At 57.4% G+C, this 13,763-nt stretch carries 13 protein-coding genes; 6 read left to right on the top strand and 7 right to left on the bottom strand.

What is annotated here, in order from left to right; all coding sequences use genetic code 11:
- Positions 1 to 30: 30 nt before the first annotated feature.
- The 3 genes from tviB to WG936_RS08535 form a co-directional block, all read right to left on the bottom strand.
- Positions 31 to 1,314 carry a Vi polysaccharide biosynthesis UDP-N-acetylglucosamine C-6 dehydrogenase TviB gene (tviB, locus tag WG936_RS08545; RefSeq protein ID WP_339572665.1) on the bottom strand — a complete coding sequence of 428 codons (1,284 nt, stop codon included), beginning with the start codon at positions 1,312 to 1,314 and terminating at the stop codon, positions 31 to 33.
- A 243-nt stretch (positions 1,315 to 1,557) separates the two neighbouring features.
- Positions 1,558 to 3,858, bottom strand: a complete 2,301-nt coding sequence (locus WG936_RS08540) for an ABC transporter permease (RefSeq protein WP_339572664.1) — start codon at positions 3,856 to 3,858, stop codon at positions 1,558 to 1,560.
- Entirely contained in the window at positions 3,855 to 4,541 is a 687-nt protein-coding gene (locus tag WG936_RS08535; protein WP_339565445.1) for an ABC transporter ATP-binding protein, read from the bottom strand. Before WG936_RS08535 ends, WG936_RS08540 begins: the two co-directional genes overlap by 4 nt.
- Positions 4,542 to 4,735: 194 nt before the next feature.
- On the opposite strand from WG936_RS08535, the gene WG936_RS08530 reads away from it, so the two are divergent.
- From WG936_RS08530 to WG936_RS08520, 3 genes are all read left to right on the top strand, one after another.
- Positions 4,736 to 5,380 carry a DUF4230 domain-containing protein gene (locus tag WG936_RS08530; RefSeq protein ID WP_339572663.1) on the top strand — a complete coding sequence of 215 codons (645 nt, stop codon included), beginning with the start codon at positions 4,736 to 4,738 and terminating at the stop codon, positions 5,378 to 5,380.
- A gap of 328 nt (positions 5,381 to 5,708) precedes the next feature.
- Positions 5,709 to 6,680, top strand: coding sequence for an LLM class flavin-dependent oxidoreductase (locus tag WG936_RS08525; RefSeq protein ID WP_339572662.1), 972 nt, complete (start codon positions 5,709 to 5,711; stop codon positions 6,678 to 6,680).
- A gap of 218 nt (positions 6,681 to 6,898) precedes the next feature.
- Positions 6,899 to 7,837, top strand: a complete 939-nt coding sequence (locus WG936_RS08520) for a hypothetical protein (protein WP_339572661.1) — start codon at positions 6,899 to 6,901, stop codon at positions 7,835 to 7,837.
- A 44-nt stretch (positions 7,838 to 7,881) separates the two neighbouring features.
- On the opposite strand, the gene WG936_RS08515 is transcribed toward WG936_RS08520, so the two are convergent.
- On the bottom strand, positions 7,882 to 8,331 hold the full coding sequence (locus WG936_RS08515; protein ID WP_339572660.1) for a MauE/DoxX family redox-associated membrane protein: 450 nt from the start codon (positions 8,329 to 8,331) through the stop codon (positions 7,882 to 7,884).
- Between the two features lie 93 nt (positions 8,332 to 8,424).
- Between WG936_RS08515 and WG936_RS08510 the strand changes: the two genes are divergently transcribed.
- Together WG936_RS08510 and WG936_RS08505 are read left to right on the top strand one after the other, a co-directional pair.
- Complete coding sequence (locus WG936_RS08510; protein WP_339565440.1) at positions 8,425 to 9,339, top strand: hypothetical protein; 915 nt, start codon at positions 8,425 to 8,427, stop codon at positions 9,337 to 9,339.
- Between the two features lie 140 nt (positions 9,340 to 9,479).
- On the top strand, positions 9,480 to 9,752 hold the full coding sequence (locus WG936_RS08505) for a DUF1540 domain-containing protein (protein WP_339565439.1): 273 nt from the start codon (positions 9,480 to 9,482) through the stop codon (positions 9,750 to 9,752).
- Between the two features lie 71 nt (positions 9,753 to 9,823).
- On the opposite strand, the gene WG936_RS08500 is transcribed toward WG936_RS08505, so the two are convergent.
- Both WG936_RS08500 and WG936_RS08495 read right to left on the bottom strand, forming a co-directional pair.
- Complete coding sequence (locus tag WG936_RS08500) at positions 9,824 to 10,573, bottom strand: hypothetical protein (RefSeq protein WP_339565438.1); 750 nt, start codon at positions 10,571 to 10,573, stop codon at positions 9,824 to 9,826.
- Between the two features lie 70 nt (positions 10,574 to 10,643).
- The gene (locus WG936_RS08495) at positions 10,644 to 11,246 is read right to left on the bottom strand and encodes a flavin reductase family protein (RefSeq protein ID WP_339565437.1); all 603 of its coding nucleotides are present in this window, start codon (positions 11,244 to 11,246) and stop codon (positions 10,644 to 10,646) included.
- Positions 11,247 to 11,339: 93 nt separating this feature from the next.
- Between WG936_RS08495 and WG936_RS08490 the strand changes: the two genes are divergently transcribed.
- Positions 11,340 to 12,107, top strand: coding sequence for a CoA transferase (locus WG936_RS08490; RefSeq protein WP_339565436.1), 768 nt, complete (start codon positions 11,340 to 11,342; stop codon positions 12,105 to 12,107).
- Between the two features lie 142 nt (positions 12,108 to 12,249).
- On the opposite strand, the gene WG936_RS08485 is transcribed toward WG936_RS08490, so the two are convergent.
- Positions 12,250 to 13,563 carry a cytochrome P450 gene (locus tag WG936_RS08485; protein WP_339572659.1) on the bottom strand — a complete coding sequence of 438 codons (1,314 nt, stop codon included), beginning with the start codon at positions 13,561 to 13,563 and terminating at the stop codon, positions 12,250 to 12,252.
- Positions 13,564 to 13,763: the final 200 nt, after the last annotated feature.

Here is a 13,763-nt window from a genome sequence, read left to right as displayed (position 1 = left end):
CGCGTTGTTTGGTAGATGCGAAATACTAGTTTACAGTCGCAAGTCCGAGGCATCCTTTGGTAGAACATGCTTTAGGTCATAGATGAGCGCTTGTTCGTTTCCGAGCGCACGAATCTCTTCTGCGCCCATCTCTGCAAACTCTTTATGCGCAACTGCAAGAATCACAGCATCATAGTGCCCTGGCTTCAACGATTGAATTAGCTGAATACCATATTCGTGCTGAACTTCTTCCGCGTCAGCCCAAGGATCGTAAACGTCTACTTCAATCCCATAATCTTCAAGCTCGGCAACGATGTCTACAACGCGGGTGTTTCGAATATCAGGAGTGTTTTCCTTAAAGGTCAAACCAAGGAGCAGTACCTTTGCATTTTCAACCTTAGCGGAATGCTTCATCATTGCTTTGATGAGCTGGCTTGCAATGTACTGTCCCATTGAATCATTGAGCCTACGTCCAGCGAGGATGATTTCAGGATTGTGTCCCATCGCTTGCGCTTTGTGCGTCAGGTAGTAGGGATCAACGCCAATGCAGTGCCCGCCTACAAGCCCCGGACGGAATGGAAGGAAGTTCCATTTAGTTCCCGCAGCATCCAGCACAGCTTGGGTATCAATGTCCATCTTGTTAAAGAGGACAGCGAGTTCATTTATAAGCGCAATGTTGACATCACGCTGAGTGTTTTCGATAACCTTGGCGGCTTCAGCGACTTTGATGCTTGGTGCTTTATGCGTTCCAGCCGTAATGATCGTACGATACAGCTCATCGACGAAGTCTGCGATTTCAGGCGTCGAACCAGAAGTTACCTTCACAATGCTTGGCAGTCGATGAGTCTTGTCACCAGGATTGATGCGCTCAGGGCTGTATCCAGCATAAAAGTCTTTGTTGAACTTCAGCCCACTAACCTCTTCGATCAGCGGTACGCATTCTTCTTCAGTAACACCGGGATACACCGTTGATTCATAAATGACAATGTCGCCACGGTTGATGGTAGAGGCCAAAGTCCTCGTTGCGGCGAGGATAATCGAAAGATCCGGCTTCTTGTACTCATCGATCGGGGTCGGAGTAGTAACGATGTACACATTGGCCTCACGCAGATCCTCAGAATCAGCAGTAAAACTCAACTCCGTTGCCGATTCCAACTCATCCGCGGTTGTTTCCAAAGTACGGTCGACACCGTTCTTGAGCTCTTCGATGCGAGCCAAGTTAATATCATAGCCAATTACTGGCAGTTTCTTTCCAAATTCAACTGCCAGTGGCAGGCCAACGTAGCCTAGGCCAATCACTGCAATTTTCGAATCCGATACTTTCATCGCGACCATAGCCGTCCTTACCTTCAGAGTGTTTCTCAATAACAAATGCGACACAGATTTAGAATTGGCAATAGCTCAGTCACACTTCTACAAATAACGACATTACCACTTGATCTAGTTTAGATACGGTTGGAATTTAGATTAGGCCCCTTCAACCTGGACACGTACCCCCTGCCCAACTCTAGGCATGTTGCGAATCTACGATCTCGGAAAATTATCATTCAAATTGCAGTTGTAGCTCTAGTTATCGAATCATTGGTGAGTTAAGACATCCGCAATTTGCAACCCCAGTGCACTACCACAAGCCCACCCAACGAACAGGGCCGGAATTACAACGGCTATCACTTCGACCGCTTGAGTTATCCATTTCCGGAGCACACCGTATCCAATTGCCCTTAGCAATGTTTGGTCTTTCGCACGTTCACGGATTGCTAGAGTTACAGTATTCAATGCACCAACTCCAGCGATGAGCATTGCAGCAACGCTCATGAGAGTAGAAAGTGTTAATACTCGCGCGGCCATCGCCGCAATATCCTGTCGAGCTGAGAAGGCTTCCTGAAATGTCACTTCTTCCCCTGCGTTTGCAGCTGCAGTACGCAGCTCACTGACGACCGGAGAGTCGGCAGGCTGGGCATGACTACCAGTAACCCGAATCAGCACTGCTGGGTTAGGCAATCGAGTATCTACTCCTGGACGCACTATTGCTGGCACTTCCGGGGTCACCACTGGATCGACGAAACTCTCTAGTCCGCTGGAATAACGGACGCTTAGATCGTGGGTTTGCCCACGAATCGTGATCTGTGTCCGTTGGCCGTCGCTTAGTGTGTTGCGCAGCGGGGAGTTCGCCCCGAGGACGAGTTCACCGGGTCCCGCACCCGTGACTGGGCCACGCAGCACCGAGGCACCCTCTGTTGCAGATAGGGCTAGCACATTGTCACTAGCACCGCCTGCACTGACAGGTAGCGCTACCGGAGAGAGGGCGCTTACGACTCCTGGAGTAGCCTCAAGCGCGTCGATAAGCGGCTGCTCGGCAGTCCCATCCATGGCTCGGACCATTACGTCCACCGCACCCTTGTTAGTGGCTTTACCGAGCAAGTAACCCTCGATCTGCTGCTGCCCATTCAAGACAGCTGCCACGAGGGCAGTGCCGGCGAGCACTATCGCAACGAGGGAGCCGGCCCGCAGCCTCTGCCGACCCACGAACGCCATGCCCAGGTGTAGGGTCGGCGCAAAGGCAAACAAGCGCGATAGTTGGAAGATCAGCCACGGGAGCACCACAGCCAGTACCAGTGCCGTACCGAGGACGATCAGGCCGGAAGAACCGATCGCGAGGACCAGCGCCCGCCGCCCGGCATAGCCGGAGACCCTGGTGAGCCCCCAGCCGCCCGCGCCCAAAAGCCCGCAGCCGAGCAGGGGCGCCACCAGCACGCCCAGGATCGACTGCTTCGGTGCGCTGGCCGTAAGCGAATCCACGAGGGGCCTACGCGCTGAACCGCGTGCCGCCGGCACCGCGGAGACCACACACACCACCAAGGCAACAACGAAAATCGCCGCCAACCAGGTCGGGGCCAGGCTCACATCCACCAGGGGAACCTTCACCCCAATCTTCTCGGCGTTCACACCCGCCCAACCCGCGGCCCACAGACCCGCCGGGATACCCGCCGCGCCGGCCACAACGCCAAGTATTAGGGACTCCACCATTGCGGAACTCTGCAACTGAGTGGCCGAGGCGCCTACCGCCCGTAGCAAGGCGTACTCACGTTGACGCTCTGCTGCAATCACGGAGTAGCTGGAGAAGATTACCAGCATTGCCACCACCGCAACAATGATCATGAACGCCGTAAGCAGCAGAAAGTACTGGTCCCGACCAGACAGGTATTTGCCCGCCAGCTGCGCAGTATGCGCCTGGGCGTCCGCGACCTCTGACACCACTGCTTTCGGCAGCGTCTTAAGCTGCTGCGTCGTAGCCTCTGCGGCACGCAGCTCCCCGCTAACTGAGTTACCCGCCCAGTTTCGTGCCACAGTAGCATCCACAAAAAGCGCCGTTGCCCCGCCCAATTGCTCTTGCGCGGACTGTTCGGTCCGTCCCACTACGGTCACCGTCTTGAGCTCATCTGACCCCGGGGTTTTGAGCTGGAGCGTACTGCCGAGCGCCGTATTGTCCACCACTGCAATCTCACCAGGACCGACGGGAAGCCGCCCCTCCACGATATCCCGCCACTGTAAGGAGCCATCGGCGATGCTGCGAACATAGGTGGACTGGTACAACGAGCCTTCCTGCTTCACAGAAACAGAGAACTGCTGGTCAAAGGCATACTCGCCCGGGATCTGTGCAAGAGCCTCATCAACTGCTGCTTTATCCGAAGAGCGGACTTGTGCGACGGTGTTCACGCCTTTGTAGGGCTTATCAAACATCCCGTTGACGGTGGCTTGCAGTGACTCCACGATCGCGGCAGTTCCTACCGTCAACGCCACAGCGGCGAAAACAGCGAAGAACAGTGAAAGATACCGCCAACCACGACGTCGCAGTTGAGCAATTGCCAGGCGGATCACGCGGAGACCACCTTCCCGTCCCGCATTTGAATCAGATAGTCACCGCGTTCGGCGGCGGCAGGATCGTGGGTGACCACCGCGAGGGTTTGGCCATAGTCGTCGACAAGCTGGCGGAACATAGTGAGCACGTTGTCGCCGGCCTCCGAGTCCAGGTTGCCGGTAGGTTCGTCCGCGAAAATGATGTCGGGGCGGGCGAGCAAAGCCCGGGCGATGGCGACGCGCTGACGCTGACCGCCAGACAGCTCATGCGGCAAATGCTTGAGGCGTCCTTGGAGGCCGAGGCGATCAGTGATCTCTTTATAGAAGGCCTTATCTATCTTGCGATGAGCTAGGCGAACTGGCAGCTTGATGTTGTCCTGCACGTTGAGGACGGGAACGAGGTTGAAATCCTGGAAGATCAGACCGATCTTGGTGCGTCGCAACGCCGCCCGCTTATTCTCGCTGAGCTTTGTCAGATCGGTGTGCTTGCCTGTCGACGCCAGGACCACACTGCCACTCGTTGGCGTGGACAGACCCGCAAGGGTGTGCAGCAAGGTGGTCTTACCGGAGCCGGAGGGCCCCATGATCGAGGTCCACTTCCCGCGTGGTAGGGCCACCGACACGTCATCGAGCGCCTGCACCTGGGCATCACCGCGCCCGAACCTCTGTCGCAAATTTCGAGCTGTGATTACTGCCTCTGCCATGCCTGAAATCCTTTCTAGATACCGCATCGACCTTACTAGCTGAAAGCTGGCGGCTCTGAGGGCTGTGAAAGAAAATACCTAACAATATGGTCACCGATGAGCGTCGATAAGCACGCGGTAGCCCGCAATGCTGTCATGTCATGAAGATGAGGAACTAAAATTTTGGGGATAACCCGAAATGAAAGGTGGCACCCGTGTCCCATCCCGTCCCGAAAATCGCTCGCACTCCCCTCCTGACCAAATTGCTGGCCATTATCGGAGTGCTCGCCATTCTCGCCGGCATCTACTGGGTCTCGCCCCTGCCGAAACCAGGCGAGAGCAAGGTGAGCCACCAATCCACCACAGTGAGCGAATCTTTCGAGCACATCGCCGAACTAGCCGTGGAGGAATACTCCTTCACCAATGTGGGAAAGTCCGACGAAGAAGGTCTTCGACTGCTCAATGTGACGGTGCCCCTCACCGGCAAGTCCTTCCTTATTACTTATGACGGCGTGGTGAAGGCGGGGCTACCCGATGCGACAACCATCGAGCCTAAATATGACGACGCCGCCCGGAAAGTGAGCTTTGATATTCCGAAGCCGGAAGTACTTTCCGCGAACATCGACCAGAACTCGATCCAGGTCTACGACCAGTCAATGAACCCCTTCAATCCGAACGAGGTCTCCGACTACGCCAAATTCATCGCAGCCGAAGAAGCTCGCGCCACCGATAAAGCCATTGCCGGCGGCCTACTCACCCGTGCAGAAGAGCAACTCACCAATTTGATCGAAGCCCAAGCGAAGCTCTACCTGGAGCAATCCGGCAAAACCGACTATCAGGTGGAAGTTCGTTTCCACTAACAGGAATCCCCCACAATCTCCCCCAGTATTGGGATTTGAAGAACATGTTTTCATTCTCGGGGGTGTGCTATTTGAATGAATTAGCACAGATTAACACTTCACTTAGTGAATGCTTACATAATTCAGGAATGTCGCGGTCTTGTCGCCAGGTACACGGCTAATGCAGCCTTTCCATCGCCAGGATGCGCGAAAAATTTCAGAAAATTATAGACACCACCACAGATCTACAGTGATCTCGGACATTATTTGTGGGTAGAAATGCACTTCAAAGCCAATGCTGCAGATATACTAAAGTCCGATTTAAATACCTATAGGTTTGGAGGTCGCGATGCCAATCGCGCAGGCAGACACCTTCGCAGTCGAATTCGGTGTTGCCAACTATCACGTGCCCGGCCATCCCGCGCCCCTAACGCACGGCGATGCCACAACCCGGCGCGCAGCAACCCTCCAGCAGGCTATCCTCGCTGAAGAATGTGGCTTGGACGTCTTCGGGGTGAACGATTCCTTTTCCACCACGCTTCTTGAGCTTGATCCCTTTTGCCTTATCCAGCAGGTTGCACAGCGCACGTCACGCATCAAACTGACCACCTCGATAGGTGACGTAAACAGCACCAACCTAAGCCAACGACACGCAGAATTCCACCAAGTCCTCGAGCTCACCGGCAAGCGCTCGGAAATCGTGTTGGAGCGGGACAACTTCTCCCCACCCGGCGCGGATCCCACAGCAGATGCCAGCACCAGCGAAACCTTCAACGCCCAGCTCGCCGAATGGGTCGCCATGATTGAGCAGTGCCGGGCAGATGCCACATGGATCGAAGTTGTCGGCCGGTCCGACGTAATTTTGCAGGCCGCAAGCCACAACATCCCGATCATGCTGCAAATCAGTTCCGGCAATCCGCTGAAGCAGAAGCACTTCGTGGACATGTACCACCAAGCTATTTCCCGCTTCGGCCGCCGCGACCTGCCACTCGGCATCCTGGTACCGGGGTTCGTCGCTGCAAGTGATGACGTCGCCCGAGAAGCTTCCTTCCCGTCCTGGGCCCATCATGTTGGGGACAGCATCCCAGCTGAGCACATGTCCGAAACCTTCAGCAAGGAGATCGAGCAAGGCGCGCTCTTCATCGGCTCCCCGGACACCGTGGCTGCGAAGATCGCTAGTACCGTCGAGCACCTAGGGCTGAATCGCTTCATCATGCGCTACACCTGTGGTCTGCACCCCGATTCCGTCGCGGAAGAATGCATCCGGCTCTTTGGCACGGAAGTCGTGCCGCGCGTACGCGAACTACTCCTCCAACGCTGAGTTGCGGGCTTGCCCCCCCCTTTGCACCCTTGCCCCCTTGCAAATCTTCCCCGCCAAAACGTGAAAACACTCGCTGTTTTGCGGGATCTGCCGCAGTTCCGCGGGGAAGATTTCGCCGGCAATCCGGCCACCGAGCCGGCACACCAGGACCCCATAGGGGGCACCCACACCTTCAGTGTGATGCAACCATTTCGATGAGGTTCGCAGTCTAACTTAGTATGGGCTCTCTACCTCAGACCAAAAGCGAACTCCTCCGATGCGGACTTACTGAACACCATATTCGCACGCGTTTTACACGTATTTCACGTGGCATTTACCTTCCCAATTCCATGGTTCCGGCTGGCGAATTGCCATTACGTATCCGCTCTCAGGCTGCACTTTTACGTTTCCCTTCGGGAGTTTTAGGAAGCTGGGCTGCCGCGCAGTTCTGGGGCCTTCCTTACTTCCACGAAAATGCTCCCGTTATGATCCATTCCTTTTCTAAGTCGCTGGCAAAAGACTCAGATTTGAAGGTGCACCATCGTTTCATTACTCATAGGTTTAGCGTCTTCGAAGCTAGTGGTGGCTCCATGCCACTACGATTAGTGCCCCCGGCCATCGCGCTCGTCGATTGTTTAACCGAGGTCCGTGATGGCTACTGCGACTGGTGGGTGCCCGAGTTACCGGAGTGGACTCCTCAGCAAATTCGGTCAGTGCAGGTTATTGATAGTTTTCGACGTTTTGTCCGATTTCACCATGCTGAGGTGTTGGCGGCGTGCACGGACCGCTTCGATAAAGATGAGTTCCTTAAGCTGTGGCAACTCAGCGCATTGGGAGTCGATTCGCCACCAGAAACATATCTGCGGCTTTCAGTACTGGGTCTTGCCACTTGGCAGACTCAATACGCCTTCAGAAGAAGCAATGGATCGTTGATTACGCGCGCCGATCTGGCTGCAGCAGAACATCGCTTGGCACTGTTCTATGACGGCGCACCCCACCTCCAACGCCAGCAACACGACTATGACTCCGAGGTTGTCCAAGAACTCATCATGCTGGGCTGGCACCCCGTCCGGATTACCAGGCATCAGATGCGAACACCGCTGCATTTTAGGAACCGCATCGCGCGCCTGCTGCAGCGCCTGAAATCCTCCCCGTCAAGCAACGATTTAGATGCCTGAAATCCCCAGTTTTCCGCGTTACTAGGGGGAAGATTTCCCTAGATCTACTTAGAGTAAATAGCGAACCGGCGGAAGGGACGCCAGATTGTCCAACCCGTCAGGAGTAGATAGCCTGCGTCGCGCGCCAGCGTCTTCACGTAGTCCATGGTTTGGGCGTCGTTAAGCCCCTGCACATTGAAGCAGCCACAGTCGATGGCCAGGCCGCGCGCCCACGCTTGGCTGATGCCGACCATGAACAGCACCAGCACCACCGCAGCGACCTTGGAGGATTGGCGCAGGAAGATCCCGAGTAGCAGGAGCACTCCGCCGGCGAGCTCCAGCGGGCCGATCAGCTGCGCTAAGTATCCGGACCACTCTGGGGTGAAGATCTTGTAAGCGGTGATCGCTTGGGTCATCTCCATGTGGTTGCCGAGCTTTGCGGTGCCGGCATGTATCCACACATACGCCATGTAGAAACGGGCAATGGCGGAGATGACATCGAGGAATTTTCGCATGAAAGCAGTATATTGCAGACATGTCTACGAAATCGCACGCCACAGGAAACTGCTAAGTTGGCACCAACGTATTCGTCGAAAGGTACTTAACTCGTGCGTCGCATCCTCGCCACCCTCCTCACCGCGTCCGCCCTTGGCCTCGCCGCCCCGGCCAGCGCCCAGTTGCCCGCGGGTATCGACGCCCAATCCATGATCGGCGGTCCCATCTCGGTTCCAGCTGGCGAAACGACGACCGTAGACTTAGGCATCCCGGTATCCGCAAGCTATTCCGGCAACGGTTGGAACGTTGTATCCGCAGGCTCCGCCGTTACAGTGACCGCTCCCGCCTCCGGCACTGCTAATGTCCCAGTCTCTGCGGCCGGTCAGAGCGCTTCCATTACTTTGATTGCGGAGGAAGGCGCAGCACCTATCGCAGTGCCGACACAGGAGCTGCAGGAGCTGCAATCAGAGGCTAGCTCCGGGGCTGCCTCGGGAACTCCTTCAGCTGGAGGCGCCGCCGGTGACGCTGCGAATCCGGGTGATGTAGATCGTTCCGCTGCAGAGCAGATTCACCTCGATTCGACGATCGAGGGCAACCAGATCATCGCCAAACTGAGCCTTTCCCAGGCGATGAGCCTATACAACCAGTTTGGCAATACTTCTACCGAGGGGATGAAGCTGCGCTACCTCGATGTCAATGGCACCGAGATCAAGGGCATCAAGCGCGAGATAGATAAGGGATCCCGCACCCTGACGCTGACCTACCCGGAGGGGAAAACTCCGGATAATCCCTTCATTATGGAAGCAGTGCGTGACGGCGCCTCCGTGGCGGTGGTGACGCTCACCGATTCCGCACAACCCGTGACCACCCCTACTGATGCAGCCAAGAGCCCGAGCCAGCCTGCCACGGTTGCAGCTGATTCGGGCAACAAGAAGATTGGACTTTACGCCATCGCCGGAGTCATTGCCTTGCTGGTGTTCGTCGGGATCATCACGACCATTGTGCGCCGATTTTCTAGGCGCAAATAGCATTTAGAATACACTCGTGTTGCGTTATTTCCGCAGGTCAGGGGAGCCTTTCCTTGCTTGCGGCCCCTACAAAAGCGCCCTAGCATCAGAGGTATCAGATACGCAATTCACTGCATACCAATTCTCTAGGAGTCCACATCATGTCCAACGCAACCAAGGTTTCTTCCTGCGCAACCACCTCATGCGCTTTCAATCACGAGGGCTGCACTGCAGTCGCCATCACCGTTGCCGGCACCGGCAGCTGTGGCACCTTCATCACCCTGGACGCTCGTGGCGGCCTCGCCACCCCTGACGGCAAGGTTGGCGCTTGCCACCGCCTGGAATGTACCCACAACAAGGATCTGCTCTGTACCAACGAGTCCATCTCCATCGTTGGTGACACCGCACAGTGCGCTGACTACGAAGTTGCCTAACTTGTCGGGTCGTGGGAAGTGCGGGACCCCCTGTTAATAGGAGCCCCGCGCCCACACTCGGTTCACGGCTATCAGATACGCGATGAGGCGTGCCGCGCCGAGGCTTCAGCGGCAAGCACGACGACGCGCCTTGCCAAGTCTTCAATGGTGTATGCAGCCTTCGCGAATGGCACTAACGCCGTGGCCATCCGGCCGTTTGCCGTCTGCATCAACGTGATGCCGTGTTCGCAGATGTCGACGACATAGACCTCATCCGCGTGATGCTCGCAGCCGCCAAAGCCTGACATCGTCACGGCCCCGCCGGGGTAGGTTTCTGCCACGACGGCGTCGATAAGCGTGTTGCACTGCTGTTTGCTCAGTTCGCCGACAGCCTCGCGCGCCGCGAATTCATCGACCACCACTTCCGGCAGATGCATGGCGTCGCCAACAATCTCACCGAATTGGAACGGGATCGGCTGCGCAAAATTGTGCACAAATACCTGCTCAACTTGGATAATCCCGGAGCGGAATTGGCCATGGAACTCCTGCCACTCCACCACTCCCAAACCATGCAGGCTTGCGGAAATGATGTCGGCCCGAAACTCGGGGGCCTTGAGGACGGCATCAACGCGCACGGCCATATCTTCATAGAGCAGCGCATCCTCCGCACGGCAGACGAATGTCAGCCGCCCTTGGTCATCCAAACCGTGGGCCACTACGTCAAGCTGCTCACCCGCATTGATCTGATACGCGGTCAATGACATATCCCCGCCACCACTGATAATGCGGCAAGCCTGGCTGCGCGCGACCTTACGCTCGGCGCCCTTTATGGCGTAATTCACCGTACCCCTCCTATGCTTCAGGTAAGGCTAACCTAACCGATCGGGAGGGGGGTGTCAATGCTTTGGGTGCCTAAGGCCCCACCATCTCAAAGGCCTCACCCAATGTGTAGTAGGTCGCGGGCCCGCCAGCCCGGGCGATTGGCCTAGCGGCATCGGTATCAAAAAGCCCGTCTACGAGGAGATCCTCGTCAATGTGAACACCGACAACCTCCCCGAGCACCAACCAGGTATCCAATTCATCACCACTGGCAGTGTTCAGGCGGATGACTTGGGAGACGCGACATTCGAAGGCGGCCCGGGCGGCGTCGACAAGCGGGGCAGAAACGATGCGGCCGCTACGTTTGGCAAGGCCCGCCAGCTCGAACTCATCAACACCGGGCGCAACCCGTGCGGAGGTGGCGTTCATTGCCTCGGCGAGAGACTCGTCGACCAGGTTCCAGCAGAATTCACCCGCCGCCTCAATATTGGCGACGGAATCCTTGTACCCGATGGAGGCAAAACCAATGATCGGCGGGCGTCGATTGAACACATTGAAGTAGCTGTAGGGGGCAAGATTCGCCGTGCCGTCCGCGCCGAGCGAACTGATCCAACCGATGGGGCGGGGCGCGATGATCGCGTTGACCGGCGAGTATGGCAGGCCAATGTCCTTAGTGGGCTCATAAAAGTGGTACATAACTCCCAGTGTGCCAGGAATGTCGGCAACCGTTGCCGCAGCCAATTCCCCGAAACCATCCAACAGAGACTTGGGTCACATTAGGCTGGGGCCATGCAGCCCTTAGCTAACACCACCGTCATCAATTTGGCCGTCAACGTGCCTGGCCCCTGGGCCGCCGCGCGACTTGCCCAACTCGGCGCGCGCGTGCTCAGCATCGAACCACCCAACGGCGATCCCCTACGCCATATTTCACCTAGTTGGCATGCAGAACTTTCCGCCCACTACGACACGATCACGCTGGATCTGAAGTCATCCGAGGGGCAGCAGCGGCTCGCGGAGCTGCTGGAATCTGCCGACGTGCTGATTACCTCGCACCGGCCGTCGGCACTCGCGCGGATGGGGCTGAGCCCGGCGTCGACTCAGCACCTGTGCCACGTGGACATCGTGGGCGATGTCGCCGACCCCGAACACCCCGGCCACGACCTCACCTATCAGGCAGAAGCAGGGACGCTCAGCCCACCGCACCTGCCAAAAATCCTATTGGGAGACCTTATGGGTGCTGAGCAAGCCGTCTCTGCAGCCCTCGCCCTGCTTCTCGACGGCCATGGCGGCCACATCCGCATCGGACTCAAACAAGCCGCCACAGATGCCGCCACTCCCCTGCGCCACGGCATCACTGCACCGGGTGGAATTCTTGGCGGCGGGCTGGAAACCTACGGGCTTTACCAGGCCAAAGACGGCTGGGTGGCAGTGGCTGCACTAGAGCCACATTTTGCGGAGCGCATGGCCGGGCGCGTTGCTGACCTGGGGAATCAGACCGTTGCCGAGATTCTAGCCTGGGCGCAGGAAAATGACGTGCCGATTTCGCGGGTGGAGTGAGTTGGAAGAGGAAGGAGGGAAGGGGAAAGGGGAAATCTTCCCCGCCAAACCGCGAAAAACAGCCTCAGAACCAGGAAAAACCGCTGTTTAAGGGGGAAGATTTCCAGTGGCCGCCACTGCCGCCCTGCCCCTTCCCCTACCCTCAGCTACTGACACTCACTCGCACGCCGGTACGCGGGCGAGTGAGCATGCTGGTCCAAGAGAAGGTGGTGTCTTCCTGGTCATCGGAAATCTGCACTTCGGGGCGAGATAGCGCAGCCACGGTTGCGGAGAGCGCCGTCACCGCGATCTTCTCGCCAGGGCAGCGGTGGCCCTCATGCACGGATCCGCCTCCCTGTGGAATGAACGTCTCGATCTCCTCTGCATCCACATTGAGGAATCGCGAAGGGTCGAAGGTGCCGGAGCGCTCCCAGCTGCTGCCGGTGTTGGTGTTCAGGATGTCGATGAGCACGCGTTGTCCCTTGTGCACTGGGCAGCCGGAGATCTCGGTATCCTGGGTTGCTTCGGCTGGGAGCAACGGCACGAATGGGTGGGTACGGCGTATTTCCTGGGCGAAGGCGATTGCTTCCGGGACGTCGATAAGCGTGCCGTTAGCGGCGGTGCGGATGCGCTGCAACCAATCCTGGTGCTGTACCAGCGCGGCCGCGGCGAAGGCAGCGAAGCGGGAGACGGCAACGGTCGGGCGCGTGAGGTTCTGCAGCTCGATGCCGGCGGTGCGGTCATCCATGTCCGACTCCGCTAGCTTGGCGACGACCGAATCCGGCTCCACCGCGAGCTCCCCGGCGCGCACCTGGTGGATGACCTGCTCGGCCCACTGGTCGAGGCGCTTGCGCTCACGCCAAGACACCACGTTGGTCAGCGGATTGCCAAAGGTGTCCAGCAACCGGCTGTATTGGGTGGCGCGTTCTTCCATTTCCTGGTCAGTCATGGGGATGCCCGCCCAGCGGAAGGCGGCGCGGCCATAGGCGATTGCGGCATCGTCGTATACGTTGCCTTCCTGTGCACGCCACTTATCCAGCATCGTTTCAGTTTCCTCGGCCACGAGCCCCTTGAACTGCTCTACGCGGGCGTCGTCGTAGGCGAGGGAAACCATGAGGGCCTTGCGTTTGGCATGCTCCTCGCCGTCGAGGTCATGCACGGCACCGGCGCCGAAGAGTGGGCCAGAGATGAACTTCGGCATTGCGCCGTGGCGCTTCATCCGCGTGGTGTCATAGAACAGGCGGATGCCTTCCGCGCCTCGCACAAGAACGGTGGGTTTGCCGAGCAGGTTGAAGGTGAAGGGCTGGTCACTGTCTGGGGCGAGTCCTGCCTTGCGACGCATCTTCGCGGCGAAAAGGTAGCCCTCTTGAATGAATGCCGGCGCGGCATCAGACTTGCCTTGGTCTAGGAACTTCTGGACGTTGTTTTGGATGGTGTTCAGGATGTTGTTGGCTGGGTTTGAATTTGGGGTGGTCATGTCATCTAGTGTTCGCACTTTTCTGGAAATCTGCTGGCTGTCCTGGCCAAAAGTGGTAACAATTCCACCAAGCGGGCACCGATTTCTCCCCAAACCACCTGGTCAGGAAGTTATGGGATCGTTACTGAAAAAGTCCTAGTATCAATCCGATTTCGAAGCTCGCTGACCGCCCCACCGCTCCAGCCAGCTCCGCTAATCTG

Origin of the sequence: Corynebacterium sp. H127, assembly GCF_037482665.1 — a bacterium.
Classification (GTDB): domain Bacteria; phylum Actinomycetota; class Actinomycetes; order Mycobacteriales; family Mycobacteriaceae; genus Corynebacterium.
Note: the sequence above shows the minus strand (reverse complement) of the source record. Positions and strands in the feature narration are given on the sequence as shown.

Excerpts from the sequence above, each read along its gene's own strand:
- tviB (WP_339572665.1), bottom strand. The coding sequence starts at position 1,314 with ATGGTCGCGATGAAAGTATCGGATTCGAAAATTGCAGTGATTGGCCTA.
- WG936_RS08535 (WP_339565445.1), bottom strand. The coding sequence starts at position 4,541 with ATGGCAGAGGCAGTAATCACAGCTCGAAATTTGCGACAGAGGTTCGGG.
- WG936_RS08525 (WP_339572662.1), top strand. The coding sequence starts at position 5,709 with ATGCCAATCGCGCAGGCAGACACCTTCGCAGTCGAATTCGGTGTTGCC.
- WG936_RS08520 (WP_339572661.1), top strand. The coding sequence starts at position 6,899 with ATGGGCTCTCTACCTCAGACCAAAAGCGAACTCCTCCGATGCGGACTT.
- WG936_RS08515 (WP_339572660.1), bottom strand. The coding sequence starts at position 8,331 with ATGCGAAAATTCCTCGATGTCATCTCCGCCATTGCCCGTTTCTACATG.
- WG936_RS08505 (WP_339565439.1), top strand. The coding sequence starts at position 9,480 with ATGTCCAACGCAACCAAGGTTTCTTCCTGCGCAACCACCTCATGCGCT.
- WG936_RS08495 (WP_339565437.1), bottom strand. The coding sequence starts at position 11,246 with ATGTACCACTTTTATGAGCCCACTAAGGACATTGGCCTGCCATACTCG.
- WG936_RS08490 (WP_339565436.1), top strand. The coding sequence starts at position 11,340 with ATGCAGCCCTTAGCTAACACCACCGTCATCAATTTGGCCGTCAACGTG.
- WG936_RS08485 (WP_339572659.1), bottom strand. The coding sequence starts at position 13,563 with ATGACCACCCCAAATTCAAACCCAGCCAACAACATCCTGAACACCATC.